Origin of the sequence: Pseudomonas sp. PICF6 (assembly GCF_009831705.1) — a bacterium.
Taxonomy (GTDB): domain Bacteria; phylum Pseudomonadota; class Gammaproteobacteria; order Pseudomonadales; family Pseudomonadaceae; genus Aquipseudomonas; species Aquipseudomonas rhizophila.
This window is the reverse complement of record NZ_WUUD01000011.1, coordinates 213,525-232,961: the sequence shown is the minus strand read 5'-3', so window position 1 is coordinate 232,961 and position 19,437 is coordinate 213,525. Positions and strand designations below refer to the sequence as shown.

Here is a 19,437-nt window from a genome sequence, read left to right as displayed (position 1 = left end):
CCTGCTAGGCTTGGTCGCTGACGCTAAATAGCCGTGCAAAAGACACTGCGAGGAACCACCGTGACAGACAAACAACGTGCCCCTGAGCACGCTGCGGCGCAGGACACCGCCCATGCCATGGAACAGGCGCTGGACTGGCTCATTCTGCTGGACAACCCCAGCGAGGAGCAGACCCGGCAGTTCCAGGCCTGGCTGGCGGCCGATCCGCGCCATGGTCAGGCATTCAAGCGGGCCCAGGCGATCTGGAACGGCCCGCAAGTGATGCAAAGCGCCCGGCAACTCAAAGGCCGCCCCCAAGCCAGTGCACTGTCACGCTTGCGCGCCCATTGGAAACCCTTGGCCACCGCTGCCGTGCTGTTTCTGGGCCTGTTCAACTTCAGCGACCTGCCCCTGCGCCTGCAGGCCGATCACCTGACCGTGGTCGGTGAACGCCAGCGCCTGCAACTGGAGGATGGCTCCAAGGTCCTGCTCAACACCGACTCGGCCTTTTCCAGCACGTTCAACGACCAACGGCACATAGCTCGGTTGTACAAAGGCGAGGCGTTTTTCGAAGTCCCGGACACACGCACCCTGCCTCTGCAAATCGACGCCGGGCCGGTCATCGCCAGCGTCAGCAACACCACCTTCGCGGTGCGCTACCTCGATGGCGTGACGCAAGTGCAGGTGCAGCGCGGTGATGTGGATTTGCGGGCCACGCGTTATGACGCCCATGTCAGGCTGTCGGCCGGGGAAAGCATCCGCATCGGCCCCAACGGCTTCGACCGCCCTGCACGGATGGATGCCAGCACCGATCTGGCGTGGGTCCAGGGACGACTGGTGTTCGAGAATCGACCGCTGAACCAGGTACTGGCCGAGCTGCGACGCTACTACCCTGGCTGGATCATCAACAACAACGAACAGTTGGCCCAGGTCGCAGTGACCGGCAATTATCGCCTCGATCAGCCGCTGGACGTGGTCCGTTCTCTGGCCCACATCACCTCTGCGCGCCTCCAGGAATTCCCGGCGCTGGTGATCCTGAACTAAATGAGAATTATTTTTACTCGATAGGCCTCGCTGGTTCGTCTCGTTATAGCCAATGCAATTGATTCGCATCCAGCGAAATCATCTGCACCTATAACAGATGCGACACGGAGCGCTATCGATGTCCTCTCGCCTTACCCGCCGGTCCCTTGCCCCTGCGTGCACGCTGTCATTGCTGACCGCCGCCATCCTGATCGCCGGCACCGCGCCGACCGCCCTCGCCGCCACCACCGTGCAGCCGCCTGCGCGCAATATCGGTGATTACACCTTTGCCATTGCCCAGCAACCGCTGGTCTCGGCACTGAATGCGTTCACCGCCGTCACGGGCTGGCAGGTCGGCTTGCCCGCAGAACTGGCCGAAGGCGTCGCGTCGCCGGGCGTCAACGGCTCGCTGCCAGCGGAAAAAGCCCTGGAGCGCTTGTTGGTGGGGACCAACCTGAGCTACCGCAAACTGGGCAACACCAGCATTGTTCTGCAAAAGCACAGCACCAGCAGCGTACTGAACCTGCAACAGGTGACGATCAGCGCCACACGCCAGGAACAGGACATCGTCAGCGTACCCAGCAGCGTCAGCGTCTACGACCGGCAGGAACTGGACCGCAACAACGTCAACACCCTTAAGGATCTGGTGCGCTATGAACCCGGCGTTTCAGTGGGTGGGGCAGGCCAGCGCGGCGGCATCAGCGGCTACAATATTCGCGGAATCGACGGCAACCGGGTGCTGACGCAGGTCGACGGTGTGGAAATTCCCGGGGGTTTCTTCAACGGCCCGTACGCCAAGACCCAGCGCAATTACGTGGACCCGGAAATCGTCAAGCGCGTGGAGATCCTCCGCGGCCCGGCCTCGGTGCTGTACGGCAGCAATGCCATCGGCGGCGCCGTCAGTTATTTCACCCTTGATCCGGACGACATCATCAAACCGGGTAACGACGTCGGCGCCCGCCTGAAGACCGGCTACAGCTCCGCCGACGAAAGCTGGCTCAAATCCGCCACCCTCGCAGGTCGCAGTGGGCCGTTCGACGGCCTGTTGCATTACAGCCAGCGCGACGGTCATGAAACCCAATCCTACGGCAATAACAACGGCACCGGCCTGGACCGCACCGCGGCCAACCCCGAAGACGTGCGCACCCACAATGTGCTGGCCAAGCTCGGCTGGAACTACAACGATGATTCGCGCCTGGGTCTGGTCTACGAGAAGTACAAGGATGACCGGGACACCGATCTGAAAAGTGCCTATGGCGGCCCCTACTCCGACGGCCAGCCGGCAATTCCTGACTTTGTATTGCCCGGCGGCATGTATCAGTGGCGCACCGGTAACGACACCATCAGCCGCGAGCGCTTCGGCCTGGAGCACAGCTTCGCCCTCGACAGCCTGCTCGCCGACCACGTGAAGTGGAGCCTGAACCACCAGATCGCCAAGACCGACCAGAGCACCGCCGAGTTTTACTTCCCCATCACCCGCCAGGTGCTACGCACACGAGAGACCCTCTACGAAGAAAAACAGTGGGTTCTCGACGCCCAGTTGGACAAGGCCTTCAGCCTCGCCGACACCGATCACGCGCTGACCTACGGCACCACGATCAAGCAGCAGAAAGTCACCGGTTCGCGCAGTGGCAATGGCGTCTGTCTGGCCGTCGGCGTGGGTTGCTCAGCCGTCGGTGCCATCAGCACCCGGGACGTGCTGGAAAAAGCCAGCGACTTCCCGAACCCGACCATCAACACCTACAGCCTGTTCGCCCAGGATCAGATCCGTTGGAACCGATGGACTTTCACGCCGGCCCTGCGTTACGACTACACGCGGCTCAAGCCTCACCTGACCGAGGCATTCCTCAACACCGTGGACCCCACCAGCGGTGGTCAAGTCAGCGACAAGAACAAGACCTGGCATCGCGTCTCGCCCAAATTCGGCCTGACCTACGCCCTGAGCGACCAGTACACCTGGTACGGCCAGTACGCCGAAGGCTTCCGCACGCCAACCGCCAAGGCGCTGTATGGTCGCTTTGACAATCCCGGCGCCGGCTACAGCGTGGAACCCAACCCCGATCTGGAACCGGAAAAAAGCAAAAGCTATGAGACTGGCCTGCGGGGCCGTTTCGACTCCGGTTCGTTCGATGTGGCGGTGTTCTACAACAAGTATCGCGACTTCATCAACGAAGATGCGATCACGCCCGGGGCCGATGCGCTGACCTTCCAGAGCAACAACATCAAGCACGCCACCATCAAGGGCGCCGAGGTCAAGGGACGCCTGAACCTGGATCTGTTCGGCGCACCGCAAGGCCTGTACACCCAAGGCTCGGTGGCCTATGCCTACGGTCGCAATAACGACACAGGCGAGCCGATCAACAGCGTCAACCCGCTCACCGGCGTGTTCGGCCTGGGTTACGAGCAGGACCGGTTCGGCACGTTGCTCAACTGGACCCTGGTCAAGAAAAAAGACCGCGTCGACGACAGCAACTTCAACTCGCCCGATGGCGTCAGCAGCCAGTTCAAGACCCCGGGCTTCGGCATCCTCGACCTGACCGGTTTCTACAAGGTGACCCACGACGTCACCGTCAGCGGTGGTCTCTACAACCTCACCGACAAGAAGTACTGGCTGTGGGATGACGTGCGTGGCTACGACAGCGTTGGCGAAGCAGCGGTGCTGAGCCCCGCCAACCTCGACCGTCTGACCCAGCCCGGGCGTAATTTCGCGGTCAATCTGATCTGGGATATCTGACTCGGTTGCCAGGCAAAACAAATACCTGTGGCGAGGAGCGTCATGTGGGAGCAAGGCTTGCCCGCGATGAAGGTGATGCGGTCTTCCAGGAATCGAGGCGCCTGTTCGCGAGCAAGCTTTGCTCCCACAGCCTCTCGCCACAATGTGCTCATTCGAAGGAGTTTTTCATGACTACCCAACACCCCGTTTTACGCTCCCAACGCTTGAACCAGATCACCCACGAGCCCCACAGCAGGCTCGATGCACTGGTCAAGGCCCACGCCCCGTTCGAAACCAAGGCCAACTTCGCCCGCTTCGTCGTGGCCCAGTACCTGTTCCAATCGGAACTGGTGGCGCTGTACAACGACGCCGAACTGTCCAGCCTGATCCCCGACCTGCCGGCCCGTTGCCGGGCAGAAGCGGCCAAGGCAGATCTTGCGGACCTGGACACCGACGTCCCCGCGCCAGTAGCCGGCGCGGTAAAAAATCCGACCCAGGCCGAGGCCCTGGGTTGGCTGTTTGTCTCCGAAGGCTCCAAGCTCGGTGCTGCATTTTTGATCAAGCGCGCCGTCGGCCTGGGCCTGAGCGAAACCTTCGGCGCTCGGCACCTGGCAGAACCTGCCGGCGGTCGTGCTGAAGGCTGGAAAACCTTCATCCGCACCCTCGACGGCCTGGCCTTCACTGAACAGCAGGAAGCCGAAGCGGACAAAGGCGCGCTGGATGCCTTCAATCGGTTTACGGTGTTGCTCGAGCACGCCTATGAAGCTGAACTGGCCTGAAATTCACCACCACTGCCTGTGGGGGCGAGCCTGCTCGCGATTGCTGTGTGTCAGCCTCCAATGATGGCGCCTGGCACACAGCTATCGCGAGCAGGCTCGCTCCCACAAGGAAATGCGTAGGCCTGAAAGAAGTTCATGAACAGTCCAGCCTCGAAAACCGCCCAACTACTCTTCGCCCTGCTCGCCTACACCAGCCTGGCCATCGGCCTGGTCGCCATCGTCGTGCCCGGCCTGCCGACCACCGAGTTCATCCTGTTGGCAGCCTGGGCCGCCACCCGCAGTTCACCGCGACTGAGCGCCTGGCTGGAAAGTCACCGGCTGTTCGGGCCGATGCTGCACAACTGGCGCAACGGCAAGGTCATCCCGCGCCGGACCAAGGTCGGTGCCACCGCCAGCATGCTGTTCTGCGCCGGGCTGATGCTGGTGATGCTCGACCACGGCTGGCCGGTGTATCTGGCCTTGGCCGGCATGGTCCTGGGTAACCTGTGGATCTGGTTCCGCCCGGAACAAGTGCGGGAGCTTGCTCCCGCTGGGCCGCAAAGCGGCCCCCAACGCGATTTTGAACTATGATCGCCCTCTCGTTCCGGAGGGCTTTCGATGTCAGATCTGCTCACGTCCATGCAAGCCGCGCTTGGTTTGCCCACGACCCCGATCACCTTCACCGACGTCGGTGCCCTGCCGTCGGCGTTCGCCGTCACGGAGCTGGCCTGCGCCAGTATTGCCGCAGCCGGCCAAGCCGCCGCCGAGCTCATCCACCAACAAACCGGCCGTCTGCCGGCCCTGGAGGTCGACCGACGGCTGGCGTCGTTCTGGTTCTCCACCTCCCTGCGCCCCATCGGCTGGAGCGTACCGCCGATGTGGGATCCGGTAGCCGGCGACTACCCAACCACCGACGGCTGGATTCGCCTGCACACCAATGCGCCGCATCATCGCCTTGCCGCGGAAAAAGTCCTCGGCACCTGCACCGACCGCGCCGACATGGCGGCCAGGGTGGCTCGCTGGAACAAGGCCGAGCTGGAGCAGGCGGTGGTCGAGGCGGGCGGTTGCGCCGCCGAGATGCGTTCATGGCAAGCATGGCAAACCCACCCTCAAGGCTTGGCAGTCAATGCCGAGCCGCTGGTGCACCTGAGTGAAACGACTGGAGAGCAGCGCAAGCCCTGGCTCGGCTCCGTGACCCATCCACTGGCGGGCCTCAAGGTACTGGACCTGACCCGCGTCCTGGCAGGCCCCATCGCCAGCCGGTTCCTCGCAGGCCTGGGAGCCGACGTGCTGCGCATCGACCCACCGAGCTGGAACGAGCCCGGCGTGGTGCCGGAAGTCACCCTCGGCAAACGCTGCGCCCGCCTGGATTTGCACCGAGCTGAAGATCGCGTGGCTTTCGAGGCTCTGCTCAAGGACACCGACATCCTCCTGCATGGCTACCGCGCCGACGCCCTGGAACGTTTGGGCTACGGTGCCGAACAACGCCAGCGAATCGCCCCTGGTCTGATCGATGTCAGCCTCAACGCCTACGGCTGGAGCGGCCCCTGGCAGAACCGGCGCGGCTTCGACAGCCTGGTGCAAATGAGCAGCGGCATCGCCGAAGCCGGCATGGGCTGGAAACACACAGACAAGCCAACCCCGCTGCCGGTGCAGGCCCTGGACCACGGCACCGGATACCTGATGGCCGCCAGCGCGATTGTGTTGCTGTCCCGACGATTGATGAGCGGCCAGGGCGGCTCGGCACGCTTGTCACTGGCGCGCACGGCGAAGCTGTTGATCGAACGTGGCGCGGGGGATCCGACCTCATTGCGGGCCGAGGCCGAGGATGATCAGGGACTGGTGGTCGAACAGACGCCGTGGGGACCGGCCCATCGCCTGCAGGTGCCCTTGAAAATCACCGGAACACCACTGCAATGGACCTTGCCGGCGGCGGAGTTGGGCGCGCATCGGGCCCGGTGGTGACGACCGTCCGTTGTGGCGAGGGGATTTATGTGGGAGCAAGACTTGCTCCCACATAAATCCCTCAACGCCCCCAAAAAGCTGACCTTCGCCTCAAAGCGCCAAAAACCCACTGTACAACCCATAAGCCGCCATGCCCGCCCCGGCCATCACACAGGCAAAGACCCCCTTCTCAACGTGAGTGAACAAGGGCTGCCCCTGCTCTCGCTTGGCCTGGGCGAACAGGATCACCCCGGGCGCATACAACAGCGCCGACAACAGCAGGTATTTCACGCCACCGGCATACAACAACCACACCGCGTAGCACAGGGCAACGCCACCGATGCACAGGTCTTTCATGCGCCGAGCCGAGGCCTGTTCATAGGTTTCCCCACGGGCGCACAGCAGCACCGCATAGGCCGCCGACCACAGATACGGCACCAGAATCATCGACGAGGCGAGATAGATCAGGCTGGTGTAGGTACCGGCGGAAAACAGCGTGATCAACAAAAACAGCTGGATCATGCCATTGGTCAGCCACAGCGCATTGACCGGCGCATGGTTGGCGTTTTGCCTGGTCAGGAATGCCGGCATGGTCTTGTCCCGGGCGGTGGCGTAAAGAATTTCCGCGCACAACAACGCCCAGGACAGCAGCGCGCCGAGCAGTGACACCGCCAGTCCCACACTGATCAGCAACGCGCCCCACGGCCCGACGATATGCTCCAGGACGCCGGCCAAGGATGGGTTCTGCAACTGCGCCAGTTCAGGCTGGCTCATGACCCCCAGGGACAGCACATTCACCAGCACCAGCAACGCCAACACCCCGAGGAATCCGATCACTGTCGCACGCCCTACGTCCGCGCGTTTTTCTGCCCGCGCCGAATACACACTGGCGCCTTCGATACCGATGAACACGAACACCGTGACCAGCATCATGTGCCGGACCTGGTCCATCACACTGCCCAGGTCCGGGCTCAGTGTGCCCCAGATATCGCGGGTGAAAATCTCGGCCTCGAAGGCCACCCCGGCCATTACAACGAACATCAACAGCGGCACGATCTTGGCCACGGTGGTCACCAGGTTGATGAACGCCGCTTCTCTGATGCCCCGCAGCACCAGGAAATGCACCGCCCACAGCAGCAACGATGCACAGCCGATGGCCACCGGCGTATTGCCTTGGCCGAACACCGGGAAGAAATAGCCCAAGGTACTGAACAGCAGCACGAAGTAACCGACGTTGCCCATCCAGGCGCTGATCCAGTACCCCCAGGCGGACGAAAAACCCATGTAGTCACCGAACCCGGCCTTGGCATAGGCATACACGCCCGAGTCCAGTTCCGGCTTGCGATTGGCCAGGGTCTGGAACACAAAGGCCAGGGTCAGCATGCCGACGGCGGTGATGGCCCAGCCAATGAGCACCGCTCCGACATCGGCCCGAGCCGCCATGTTTTGCGGCAGGGAAAAGATCCCTCCACCGATCATCGACCCCACCACCAATGCGATCAGGGCGCCGAGGGGTAACTTTTCGATGGGCTGCGGCATGTTCTCTCACTATTTAAATAAGTAAATAAAGCGACATAACGTTTTTGAATAACGCCATCCACGAAAAGTCCAAATACTTATGGACCGACCATTGTCCAATGGCATCAATTAAAAAGTCCATGTGGCAAGATTATTTTTGTCATGTCAGCAGCCTACAAAATAGTTGCGACTCATTGAAAATCAACTAGCGTGAATAATCCCGAGGGAAGGAAACTTTATATTCCCCTGCCGAACGCCCCATAGAGTGGGCCTTTCGCACAACTACAGACGCCTACGGACGCCGTTAACGCCTTCATTAACAATGGAATGTTGTCATGCACTGATCCAGATCAGCTATTCAACTTTCAAATCGACTTAGTCTGTTGATTCTCTTCTCCTGCGCTGGAGTCTCGCAAATGTCTGATACCCCCGCAAAACTTCGATTGGGTGCACTGGTCGCCCTGGTCGTCGGTTCGATGATCGGCGGCGGAATCTTTTCCTTGCCGCAAAATATGGCGGCCAGTGCCGATGTCGGCGCCGTGCTCATCGGCTGGGCCATTACCGCCGTCGGCATGCTGACCCTGGCTTTCGTATTCCAGACCCTGGCCAACCGTAAACCCGATCTGGACGGGGGTGTATATGCCTATGCCAAGGCCGGGTTCGGTGACTACATGGGCTTCTCGTCGGCCTGGGGTTACTGGATCAGCGCTTGGCTGGGCAACGTCGGTTACTTCGTGCTGTTGTTCAGCACCCTGGGCTACTTCTTCCCGGTGTTTGGCGAGGGTAATACCGTCGCGGCGGTGATCGGTGCATCAGTGCTGCTCTGGGCGGTGCATTGGCTGGTCCTGCGGGGCATCAGAGAAGCGGCGTTCATCAACTTGGTGACCACCATCGCCAAGGTGGTGCCGCTGTTGCTGTTCGTGCTGATCGCGGTGTTCGCCTTCAGGCTCGATATCTTCACCGCCGATATCTGGGGCTTGAAGAACCCGGACCTGGGCAGCGTGATGAATCAGGTGCGCAACATGATGCTGGTCACCGTGTGGGTGTTCATCGGCATTGAAGGGGCGAGCATATTTTCCGCCCGCGCCGAGAAACGCACAGACGTAGGCAAGGCGACCGTGATCGGTTTCATCACCGTGCTGCTGTTTCTGGTGCTGGTGAACGTGCTGTCCCTGGGGATCATGACCCAACCTGAACTTGCAAAGTTGCAGAACCCGTCCATGGCCGCCGTGCTGGAGCACGTCGTCGGCCATTGGGGCGCGGTACTGATCAGCGTCGGCCTGATCATCTCGCTGCTCGGTGCCCTGCTGTCCTGGGTGCTGCTGTGCGCCGAGATCATGTTCGCCGCGGCCAAGGACCACACTATGCCCGAGTTCCTGCGCCGGGAGAACGCCAACCACGTACCGGCCAACGCCCTGTGGCTGACCAATGCGATGGTCCAGCTGTTCCTGATCATCACTTTGTTCTCGGCCAGCACTTACCTGTCACTGATCTACCTCGCCACCTCGATGATCCTGGTGCCCTACCTGTGGTCGGCGGCTTACGCCGTGCTGTTGGCGGTACGCGGCGAGACCTACGAAAACGCCCTGGCCGACCGCCGCAAGGATCTGACCGTGGCGGCTATCGCCCTGATCTACGCGGTGTGGCTGCTGTATGCCGGCGGGATCAAATACCTGCTGCTCTCCGCCCTGCTCTACGCCCCCGGCGCGATCCTGTTCGCCAAGGCCAAGCGCGAGCTGGGCAAACCGATTTTCACCTCTGTCGAGAAGCTGATTTTCGCCGCAGTGATCGCAGGCGCCCTGGTGGCCGCCTATGGGCTCTACGACGGCTTCCTGACCTTGTAGCTGGCTGATTGTCTTAACTGGAGGATTTGTAATGACCACGGAAAAAGTGAAATACGGCGTTCATTCCGAAGCCGGTAAATTACGTAAAGTCATGGTGTGTTCCCCAGGCCTTGCCCATCAGCGGCTGACCCCGAACAACTGCGACGAGCTGCTTTTCGACGACGTGATCTGGGTCAACCAGGCCAAGCGCGATCATTTCGATTTCGTCACCAAGATGCGCGAGCGTGACATCGACGTGCTGGAAATGCACAACCTGCTGACCGACATCGTCGCCATCCCCGAAGCCCTCGACTGGATCCTGCAGCGCAAGATCACCGCCAACTCGGTGGGCCTGGGCCTGGTGAATGAAGTCGGTTCCTGGCTGCGCAGCCTGGAGCCACGCCATATCGCCGAATTCCTGATCGGCGGCGTCTCGGCCGATGACCTGCCGGACAGCTTCGGCGGCAAAACCATCCAGATGTTCCGCGATTTTCTCGGGCACTCCAGCTTCATCCTGCCGCCGCTGCCCAACACCCAGTTCACCCGCGACACCACTTGCTGGATCTACGGCGGCGTGACGCTGAACCCGATGTACTGGCCGGCGCGCCGCCAGGAAACCCTGCTGGCCAGCGCCATCTACAAGTTCCACCCGGAGTTCACCCAGGCCGACTTCCAGATCTGGTACGGCGACCCGGACCAGGATCACGGCAACGCGACCCTCGAAGGCGGCGACGTGATGCCCATTGGCAACGGCGTCGTGCTGATTGGCATGGGCGAACGCTCGTCGCGCCAGGCCATCGGTCAACTGGCGCTGAACCTGTTCAAGCACAAGGCCGTGGAACGGGTGATCGTCGCCGGCTTGCCGAAATCCCGCGCCGCCATGCACCTGGACACCGTGTTCAGCTTCTGCGATCGCGACCTGGTGACGGTTTTCCCGGAAGTGGTGAGCCAGATCGTCGCCTTCTCCCTGCGCCCAGACGAGAGCAAGCCCGGCGGCATCGATGTGCGTCGCGAAGAAGGCAGCTTCCTCGATACCGTCGCTGCGGCCCTCAAGCTGCCGGCGCTGCGGGTGGTGGAAACCGGCGGCAACAGCTTTGCCGCCGAACGCGAACAATGGGATGACGGCAATAACGTGGTGGCCCTGGAACCGGGCGTGGTGATCGGCTACGACCGCAACACCTACACCAACACCCTGCTGCGCAAGGCCGGGGTGGAAGTCATCACCATCAGCGCCAGCGAACTGGGCCGCGGCCGGGGCGGTGGTCACTGCATGACCTGCCCGATCATTCGCGACCCGATCGACTACTGACCTTTGAGCCTGGGCCGGTATTTACCCAATACCGGCCCAGGGGATAACCGAAACCCAAGGAGATCCAAATCATGGCTTTCAACATGCGCAACCGCAGCCTGCTGAGCTTGATGCACCACACCAACCGCGAACTGCACTATCTGCTGGACCTGTCCCGCGACCTCAAGCGTGCCAAGTACACCGGCACCGAGCAGCCACACCTCAAGGGCAAGAACATCGCGCTGATCTTCGAGAAAACCTCGACCCGCACCCGCTGCGCCTTCGAAGTCGCGGCCCATGACCAGGGCGCCCACGTCACCTACATCGACCCGGTGTCGTCGCAGATCGGCCACAAGGAAAGCATGAAAGACACCGCCCGGGTGCTGGGACGGATGTTCGACGCCATCGAGTATCGCGGCTTCGAGCAGGAGATCGTCGAGGAGCTGGCCAAATTCGCCGGCGTGCCGGTGTTCAACGGCCTGACCGCTGAATTCCACCCCACTCAAATGATCGCCGACACCCTGACCATGCGCGAGCACAGCGACAAGCCGCTGCACGACATCAGCTACGCCTACTTGGGCGATGCCCGCTATAACATGGGCAATTCGCTGCTGATGATCGGCGCCAAACTGGGCATGGACGTACGCATCGGTGCGCCAAAGGCCCTGTGGCCGCACCAGGATTTCATCGACCAGTGCCAGGCCTTCGCCGCCGAAAGCGGCGCACGCATCACCATCACCGAGGACCCGAAGGAAGCCGTCAAGGGTGTGGACTTCATCCACACTGACATCTGGGTCTCCATGGGCGAGCCGGTGGAAGCCTGGGACGAGCGCATCGAGCAACTGCTGCCCTACCAGGTCAACGCGCAAATGATGAAGGCCTCGGGCAACCCGCGGGTGAAATTCATGCACTGCCTGCCGGCGTTCCATAACAGCGAAACCAAGGTCGGCAAGGACATCGCCGCGCGCTATCCGAACCTGGCCAATGGCGTGGAAGTGACCGAGGAGGTGTTCGAATCCCCGGCCAACATCGCCTTCGAGCAAGCGGAAAACCGCATGCATACCATCAAGGCGATCCTGGTGTCGGCGCTGGCGGATATCTAGAACCTCATGTAACTCGCGCGTTCTGGAGCAGAACTGTGGGAGCAAGGCTTGCCCGCGATGCAGACACCTGGGTGTAGCTGATGGACCAGGCGATGCCATCGCGGGCAAGCCATGCTCCCACAGGCCAGCTCCCACAAGGGGGCCGAGTCGTCCATTATTTCTCTGTCAGAGGACAGCATTATGCGCATCGTCGTAGCCCTGGGCGGCAACGCCCTTCTGCGTCGGGGTGAACCCATGACCGCCGACAACCAACGCAGCAACATCCGCACGGCGACCGAACAGATCGCCAAAATCCACCCCGGCAACGAGCTGGTCATCGCCCACGGCAATGGCCCCCAGGTCGGCCTGTTGTCGCTGCAGGCCGCGGCCTACACCTCGGTCTCGCCGTATCCACTGGACGTGCTCGGCGCCGAGACCGAGGGCATGATCGGTTACATCATCGAACAGGAACTGGGCAACCTGCTGGACTTCGAAGTGCCGTTCGCCACGTTGTTGACCCAGGTCGAAGTGGACGCCAACGACCCAGGCTTCCAGAACCCCACCAAGCCCATTGGCCCGGTCTACACAAAGGCTGAGGCGGAAAAACTCGCGGCTGAAAAAGGCTGGTCCATCGCCCCGGATGGTGACAAGTTCCGCCGCGTGGTCGCCAGCCCTCGCCCCAAGCGCATCTTCGAAATCCGCCCGATCAAGTGGCTGTTGGAAAAAGGCAGCATCGTGATCTGCGCTGGCGGGGGTGGTATCCCGACGATGTACGACGCCGACGGCAAGCTACGGGGCGTGGAAGCGGTGATCGACAAAGACTTGTGCTCGGCGCTGCTGGCTGAACAACTGGAAAGCGATCTGTTGGTGATTGCCACCGATGTCAACGCCGCGTTCGTCGATTTCGGCAAGCCGACCCAGAAAGCCATTGCCCAGGCCCACCCCGATGAAATGGACACGCTGGGGTTCGCCGCCGGTTCCATGGGGCCGAAAGTCCAGGCCGCCTGCGAATTTGCCCGCAACACTGGCAAGGTCGCGGTGATCGGCTCACTCTCGGACATCGAAGCGATCGTCCAAGGCACCGCCGGCACCCGCATCAGCACGGCCCAACTTGGCATCGCTTATCGATAACAGGAAACTTGCGGGGCAGATTCACGGTCTGCCCTACACCCACGCCTTCGAAGGAGAGTCGTTTATGGCCATGTTCGAACCCGGTCACCTGCACATGGAACGCCATGCACTGAACAAGGATGATTTCAGCTATAACCTGTGCATCGACTATAAAGTCGACCAGAACAAAAAAGAGGGCACGGGCATGTCGTTCCGGGTGCATGGCACCGTTGAAGACAAGCCTGTGGACGAAGAATTTTTCCTGGCCAAGGACCAAGCCTTCGACTTCGCCCGCCATGCCACGCGCATCGCCCAGAAATACGGCCTGCCCAAGACCGCCAGCATCGGCTCGATGCACAAGTACTACGACGAGATGTTCGAAGACGTACGCAAGCAACTGGACGTCAAGCCGGGCGACCCGATGAAGCCTGAACACCTGGAGTAACCTGGTTCAAAGCCCCCCAATTCCCGGTGGGAGCGAGCCTGCTCGCGATAGCGGTGCAACAGTCAACATCAATGGGGGCTGACCCACCGCATTCGCGAGCAAGCCCGCTCCCACAAAGGGTTATCAGCGTCCTGAATATCGGTTACATCAAACCACTGACTGGCTGGCAACCCGCTACGGCTGACCTATGCTGAAAGTAGTACCCACGGGTATTCGTTCAGAGGTCATCGCCATGAACATTAAAACAAGAAGACGCCTCGCCATTTTTATCACCTGCACCGCCACGCTTGCGCTGTATGGCACGGCGGCCTATCGGGTCGAACAGACTAGGCAGTTGCCGCGTGAATACGCCAGTTGCAACTTCGAACGCTGCATTCCTCACACCGCGACCCTGAACGCCTTGCGCTGAGGCGTGTTCAGTCGTCCGGTTGATCGGTCTTGAGCCGGTCCCGGAATGCCTTGGGAGAGATGCCAACCCGCCGGCGAAACAACCGGGTGAAATTGGTCGGGTCGGAAAAGCCGAGCATTTCAGAGATCTCGTAGATGGTCATGCCGGTGTAGGTCAGCAGCCGTTTGGCCTCCAGCAGTTGGCGCTCATGCATGATCTGCAGGGCCGGCTGCCCCGCCAGTTCCCGACAGGTGCCGTTGAGGTGCGACACGGAGATGCCCAGACGATGGGCCAGGTCTTCGACCTTGACATGCTGGCGATAGGTTTCTTCCACCAACTGAATGAACCCGTTGAGGTACTCCCGCGCGCGTTGTGGGCGCTGGGCCTGCGTACGCCGCTGCATCACCTGACGACTGACCCAGACCATGATCACGCTGACCAAGGCATGCATCAGCATTTCCCGGGCCGGCTGATGCCCACCGTATTCAGCCTGCAGGGCGCTGAACAGGCTATTGAGGTACTCGGCATCTTCCAGGGCCGGGTAGCTTTCGGCCTGGGCCAGCACGTTGACCGAATGACCCAGCTGCGATTGCAGGTGCGTCACCAGCGGTGCGGCCAGGGTCACCACGTAACCCTGCACATCCTCGGAAAAACGGAAGCCATGCACCGACAACGGCGGCAGGATCTGCACCGCCGGCTCGTCGAGCTGTGTGCGCTGGCCTTCGATTTCCAGCTCCGCCTGGCCCTTGAAGACAAACAACAACTGACAGAGATCGGCGTGCCGATGGGGTTTGATCTCCCATTGGTGCTCTCGGCTGCGCTTGGAAATGGTTTCACAGTGCAGCAGGTCCGGGGTCGGCCAATCCTGGCTCTCGCCGTAGAGCTTGAATACCGGGATTGAAGGCAGGTCTGTTTTTTTCATCACGAGGATCGGCCTGGGTTGCGGGCGATAATCGCACCGATTGGTAGAAAGTACAGGTATCGGCTCAGTTTTCCCCTTCAATTGACAGGTCCGCAAGCGAAAAATGCAAGCACCCCAATCAACACCGACCCTGGTCAGGTGCTTCGTGCGAGTCATAACAACAATGAAAACCCTCAAGACCCAAGTTGCCATTATCGGTGCCGGCCCTTCTGGGCTGCTGCTCGGCCAGTTGTTGCACAACGCTGGAATTGACACGGTGATCCTCGAACGCCAGACCCCGGACTATGTGCTGAGCCGCATCCGCGCCGGTGTGCTGGAGCAAGGCATGGCCCAACTGCTGCGCCAGGCCGGCGTCGGCCAGCGCATGGACGCCGAGGGACTGCCCCATGACGGCTTTGAGCTGGCGCTCAACGGTCGTCGGGTGCACATCGATCTGAAGGGGCTGACTGGCGGTAAAAACGTCATGATCTACGGCCAGACCGAAGTCACCCGCGACCTGATGGCCGCCCGAGAAGCCGCCGGCGCCCGCACGCTTTATCAGGTCGGCAATGCCCAGCCCCACGACATGCAGACCGACAGCCCCTTCGTGACCTTCGAGCACCAAGGGCAAACCTGGCGCCTGGACTGCGATTACATTGCCGGTTGTGACGGTTTCCATGGTGTGGCGCGCCAGTCGATCCCCGCGGAAAAACTCAAGGTCTTCGAGCGGGTCTACCCGTTTGGCTGGCTCGGCATCCTGGCCGACACCCCACCGGTTCACGAGGAGTTGGTCTACGCCCGTCACGAACGCGGTTTTGCCCTGTGCAGCATGCGTTCCAAGACGCGCACCCGTTATTACCTGCAAGTGCCCGCCGAGGAGCAAGTGGCCGATTGGCCGGACGAGCGCTTCTGGTCTGAACTGAAAAACCGCCTGCCAGCCGACCTGGCCCAAGCACTGGTGACAGGTCCCTCCATCGAGAAAAGCATCGCGCCGCTGCGCAGCTTCGTGGTCGAGCCAATGCAGTATGGACGGATGTTCCTGGTGGGGGACGCGGCCCACATCGTTCCGCCCACCGGCGCCAAGGGGCTGAACCTGGCGGCCAGCGACGTCAGCACGCTGTTCAACATTCTGCTCAAGGTCTATCGCGACGGCCGTACGGACTTGCTGGAAAAATATTCCGCCATTTGCCTGCGGCGGGTGTGGAAAGCCGAGCGTTTCTCCTGGTGGATGACGTCCATGCTGCACCGCTTCGACGACGACGCCTTCAACCAGCGCATCAGCGAAGCGGAGCTGGAATATTTCGTCGACTCCGAGGCGGGTCGAAAAACCATCGCGGAAAACTACGTCGGACTTCCTTACGAGGCTATCGAATAGCCGGCTAACGACTTAAACTGCGGGCAGTCCTATTCGCCCCCCAGGCGTGATGCCCGCAGGTTCTGCCTTGACTCAACTCCATACCTCCCAAGCCCCACAGCCTGCCATCCGTAGTGTGCTGGTGGCCCTGATGCTGGCGATTTTTCTCGGCGCACTGGATCAAACCATCGTTGCCGTCTCGATGCCGGCCATTTCCGCCCAATTGGGTGATGTCGGCCTGCTGGCCTGGGTGATTTCCGGCTACATGGTCGCCATGACCGTGGCGGTGCCGATCTACGGCAAGCTCGGTGACCTCTACGGTCGGCGGCCGTTGATGCTGTTCGGCATGGGGCTGTTCACCCTCGCCTCACTGTTCTGCGGGCTGGCGCAAAACATGGAGCAACTGGTGCTGGCGCGCATTTTCCAGGGCATCGGCGCCGGCGGGATGATCTCGGTGAGCCAGGCGATCATCGGCGACATCGTGCCGCCCCGCGAACGTGGCCGTTATCAGGGCTATTTCAGCAGCATGTATGCGCTGGCCAGTGTGGCGGGGCCGGTATTGGGCGGCTACATGACCGAGTACCTGTCGTGGCGCTGGGTGTTCCTGATCAACCTGCCCTTGGGCCTGGGGGCCTGGCTGATTGCCCGGCGCACCCTCGTCGGGTTGCCGGTGCCGCACCGTAAGCCGATCATCGATTACCTGGGCACCGTGCTGTTGATCATCGGCCTGACCGCGCTGCTGCTGGGCATCACCGAGGTTGGCCAGGGCCACGCCTGGCACAGCAGAGAGGTACTGGGGCTGCTGGGTTGCGCCGTGGTGGCATTGTCAGTGTTCATCTGGCAGGAGCGCCGGGCTCGGGAACCGTTGTTACCGATGCACCTGTTCGTCAACCGCAACGCCGTGTTGTGCTGGTGCACGGTGTTTTTCACAAGTTTCCAGGCGATTTCCCTGACCGTGCTGGTGCCGTTGCGCTATCAGAGCGTGACCGGGGCTGGCGCCGACAGCGCAGCGTTGCACTTGTTGCCGCTGGCGATGGGGTTGCCCATAGGTGCTTATTTCGCCGGACGCCGTACCTCGATCACTGGCCACTACCAACCGATGATCCTCAGCGGCGCCCTGCTCTTCCCGTTTGCCATCCTCGGCATGGCCTTCACCCCGCCCGACGCGTTCTGGCTCAGCAGCCTGTTCATGCTGCTCAGCGGTATCGCTTCCGGCATGCAGTTCCCGACTTCGCTGGTGGGGTCGCAAAATTCGGTGCAACAACAGGACATCGGGGTCGCCACCAGCACCACCAACCTGTTCCGCTCCCTCGGCGGCGCCGTGGGTGTAGCGCTGATGTCGGCGTTGCTGCTGGCCTTGCTGCAGGACTCAAGCGTTGCCCAATTCGCCGGTTCGTCGCCGTTGGGTGAAGGGCATTCCGGCAATGTTTTGCTGGATGGCTTGAACGCTGCCCCCGGCGAAGCACAACACGCCTTGCGTCAGCAATTGCAGACGACGTTCCGGCATTTGTTGCTGATCAGCGCCGCGGTGTCGTTGTTGGGGCTGGCGGCGGCAGTGGCGATGCCCAATCGCGTGTTGCGTGGGCGGGATGACAAGGCGCGCTAGTCAGAATGCACAAATAACCTGTGGTGGGAGATCTGTGGGAGCAAAGCTTGCTCGCGAAACAGGCGCCTCGGTTTTCTGAACGACCGCATCGCCTTCATCGCGGGCAAGCCTTGCTCCCACACAAGCCTTGCTCCCGCAGATGCTATCAAGCCGGCGCCACCACTCCCTCCAGCGGCGCCACCCCACTCATCCCATCCTTCATCCGCTTGGCATCGCGCACGAAACAGCGCGACGCCAGGAACAGGAACACCATGGTCAGGAACAGCGCCACCGGAATCAGGAACATCGCGTCATGCAAACCAATGGCCTTGAACGCCTCGGTCATCTGCGAGGCGCCGGTCGCGGCCATGGCCGCATGGGCAAAGTAGTCAGACAAGCCACCCACCACCACCGGCCCCATGCCTCCGCCCAACAGATACAACCCGGCAAAGAACAACGCCATCGCCGTGGCCCGCAGACGCGGTTCGACTACGTCCTGGATCGCCGTGTATACGCACGTATAAAAGGTATAGGCAAACAGCCAGCCGACACTGAACACCGCAACGAACACACCAATTTCAATCCGTCCGGCATACAACGCCCAAGCGGTGGTGGCCGTGGAGATCACCAGGCTGAACGCGGCGAATAGCAGGCGTCCGTTGGGCACCCGTTGATGAATCTTGTCGGCAATCCAGCCGCCCAGGGTCAACCCGAACAGCCCGGTCACGCCCACCATGATCCCGGTGGCAACCGCCGCGTCGTGCAGCGGCATCAGGAAATAGCGCTGTAACATGGGTACCAGGAACGAGTTGCAGGCATAGGTGGCGAAGTTGAAACACAGCCCCGCCAACACCAGCCACAGAAAAGTAGGAATCGCCAGCACCCGACGGATCGGCTTGTCGATTTTTTCCTGGGAGATCTGCACCGCTTCCGCCGCGCCGCGCTTGGGCTCCTTGATGAAAAACATAAACACCGCCAGCACCAGCCCCGGCACCGCCGCGATAAAGAACGGCGCGCGCCAGCTGTCGAAGGCCTTGACCATCGCCCCGATGGTGAAGAACGCCAGCAGCAGACCGATCGGCAGGCCGAGCATGAAGATGCCCATGGCCCGCGCCCGACGGTGGGCCGGAAACAGGTCGCCGATCAGCGAGTTGGCCGCTGGCGCGTAACTGGCTTCACCGATTCCCACGCCCATGCGTACCACCAGAAACGCCCAGAAACTGCCCACCAAGCCATTGACCGCCGTCAGCCCGCTCCAGGTCGCCAGGCCCCAGCCCATCAACTTGCTGCGCGAACCGGTATCGGCCATGCGCCCCAGCGGCAGCCCGGCGATGGCGTAAACGATGGTGAAGGCGGTGCCGATGATGCCGATCTGGAAGTCGCTGAGGCTCCACTCCATACGGATCGGCTCGATGATGATCGCCGGGATGGTGCGGTCAAAGAAGTTGAACAGGTTGGCCAGGAACAGCAGGAACAGAATGCGCCAGGCATTCGCCGCTTGGGTCGAGTTCTGCATGGGTCCGTCT

At 61.5% G+C, this 19,437-nt stretch carries 16 protein-coding genes; 13 read left to right on the top strand and 3 right to left on the bottom strand.

Translation table 11 applies throughout. The features are described from left to right. Positions 1–117: 117 nt before the first annotated feature. From GSM73_RS04845 to GSM73_RS04825, 5 genes are all read left to right on the top strand, one after another. Positions 118–1,023, top strand: coding sequence for a FecR domain-containing protein (locus GSM73_RS04845; protein WP_218575611.1), 906 nt, complete (start codon positions 118–120; stop codon positions 1,021–1,023). Between the two features lie 118 nt (positions 1,024–1,141). After that, positions 1,142–3,736 carry a TonB-dependent receptor gene (locus tag GSM73_RS04840; protein WP_160891731.1) on the top strand — a complete coding sequence of 865 codons (2,595 nt, stop codon included), beginning with the start codon at positions 1,142–1,144 and terminating at the stop codon, positions 3,734–3,736. A gap of 167 nt (positions 3,737–3,903) precedes the next feature. Continuing rightward, a complete protein-coding gene (locus GSM73_RS04835; protein WP_139050982.1) occupies positions 3,904–4,494 on the top strand; it encodes a biliverdin-producing heme oxygenase in 591 nt (196 codons plus the stop codon). A 135-nt stretch (positions 4,495–4,629) separates the two neighbouring features. Beyond that, a complete protein-coding gene (locus tag GSM73_RS04830) occupies positions 4,630–5,064 on the top strand; it encodes a YbaN family protein (protein WP_160891729.1) in 435 nt (144 codons plus the stop codon). 27 nt (positions 5,065–5,091) lie between these two features. Further along, positions 5,092–6,438 carry a CoA transferase gene (locus GSM73_RS04825; RefSeq protein ID WP_160891727.1) on the top strand — a complete coding sequence of 449 codons (1,347 nt, stop codon included), beginning with the start codon at positions 5,092–5,094 and terminating at the stop codon, positions 6,436–6,438. Positions 6,439–6,528: 90 nt separating this feature from the next. Here the strand turns inward: GSM73_RS04825 and arcD (GSM73_RS04820) are convergent, their stop codons facing one another. Further along, a complete protein-coding gene (arcD, locus tag GSM73_RS04820) occupies positions 6,529–7,956 on the bottom strand; it encodes an arginine-ornithine antiporter (RefSeq protein WP_160891725.1) in 1,428 nt (475 codons plus the stop codon). 395 nt (positions 7,957–8,351) lie between these two features. On the opposite strand from arcD (GSM73_RS04820), the gene arcD (GSM73_RS04815) reads away from it, so the two are divergent. The 6 genes from arcD (GSM73_RS04815) (at position 8,352) to GSM73_RS26375 (ending at position 14,092) form a co-directional block, all read left to right on the top strand. After that, positions 8,352–9,779, top strand: a complete 1,428-nt coding sequence (arcD, locus tag GSM73_RS04815) for an arginine-ornithine antiporter (RefSeq protein WP_047228376.1) — start codon at positions 8,352–8,354, stop codon at positions 9,777–9,779. 31 nt (positions 9,780–9,810) lie between these two features. Beyond that, positions 9,811–11,067 (top strand): arginine deiminase, encoded by a 1,257-nt coding sequence (gene arcA, locus GSM73_RS04810; RefSeq protein WP_076386060.1) that lies wholly within the window; start codon positions 9,811–9,813, stop codon positions 11,065–11,067. 71 nt (positions 11,068–11,138) lie between these two features. Next, on the top strand, positions 11,139–12,149 hold the full coding sequence (locus GSM73_RS04805) for an ornithine carbamoyltransferase (protein ID WP_047228378.1): 1,011 nt from the start codon (positions 11,139–11,141) through the stop codon (positions 12,147–12,149). A 180-nt stretch (positions 12,150–12,329) separates the two neighbouring features. Further along, positions 12,330–13,259, top strand: a complete 930-nt coding sequence (gene arcC, locus GSM73_RS04800; RefSeq protein WP_160891723.1) for a carbamate kinase — start codon at positions 12,330–12,332, stop codon at positions 13,257–13,259. A 64-nt stretch (positions 13,260–13,323) separates the two neighbouring features. Then, on the top strand, positions 13,324–13,683 hold the full coding sequence (locus GSM73_RS04795; protein WP_047228380.1) for a DUF5064 family protein: 360 nt from the start codon (positions 13,324–13,326) through the stop codon (positions 13,681–13,683). A gap of 232 nt (positions 13,684–13,915) precedes the next feature. Next, entirely contained in the window at positions 13,916–14,092 is a 177-nt protein-coding gene (locus GSM73_RS26375) for a hypothetical protein (RefSeq protein WP_172833804.1), read from the top strand. Positions 14,093–14,099: 7 nt separating this feature from the next. On the opposite strand, the gene GSM73_RS04790 is transcribed toward GSM73_RS26375, so the two are convergent. Beyond that, complete coding sequence (locus GSM73_RS04790) at positions 14,100–14,993, bottom strand: helix-turn-helix domain-containing protein (RefSeq protein ID WP_076386064.1); 894 nt, start codon at positions 14,991–14,993, stop codon at positions 14,100–14,102. Positions 14,994–15,156: 163 nt separating this feature from the next. On the opposite strand from GSM73_RS04790, the gene pobA reads away from it, so the two are divergent. Next, positions 15,157–16,347 carry a 4-hydroxybenzoate 3-monooxygenase gene (gene pobA, locus GSM73_RS04785; RefSeq protein ID WP_047228382.1) on the top strand — a complete coding sequence of 397 codons (1,191 nt, stop codon included), beginning with the start codon at positions 15,157–15,159 and terminating at the stop codon, positions 16,345–16,347. A gap of 49 nt (positions 16,348–16,396) precedes the next feature. Beyond that, the gene (locus GSM73_RS04780) at positions 16,397–17,932 is read left to right on the top strand and encodes an MDR family MFS transporter (protein ID WP_178129658.1); all 1,536 of its coding nucleotides are present in this window, start codon (positions 16,397–16,399) and stop codon (positions 17,930–17,932) included. A gap of 145 nt (positions 17,933–18,077) precedes the next feature. Here GSM73_RS04780 and GSM73_RS04775 read toward each other — a convergent pair whose 3' ends face one another. Beyond that, positions 18,078–19,427: an MFS transporter gene (locus tag GSM73_RS04775; protein WP_107321615.1), complete on the bottom strand. Its 1,350-nt coding sequence runs from the start codon at positions 19,425–19,427 to the stop codon at positions 18,078–18,080. Positions 19,428–19,437: the final 10 nt, after the last annotated feature.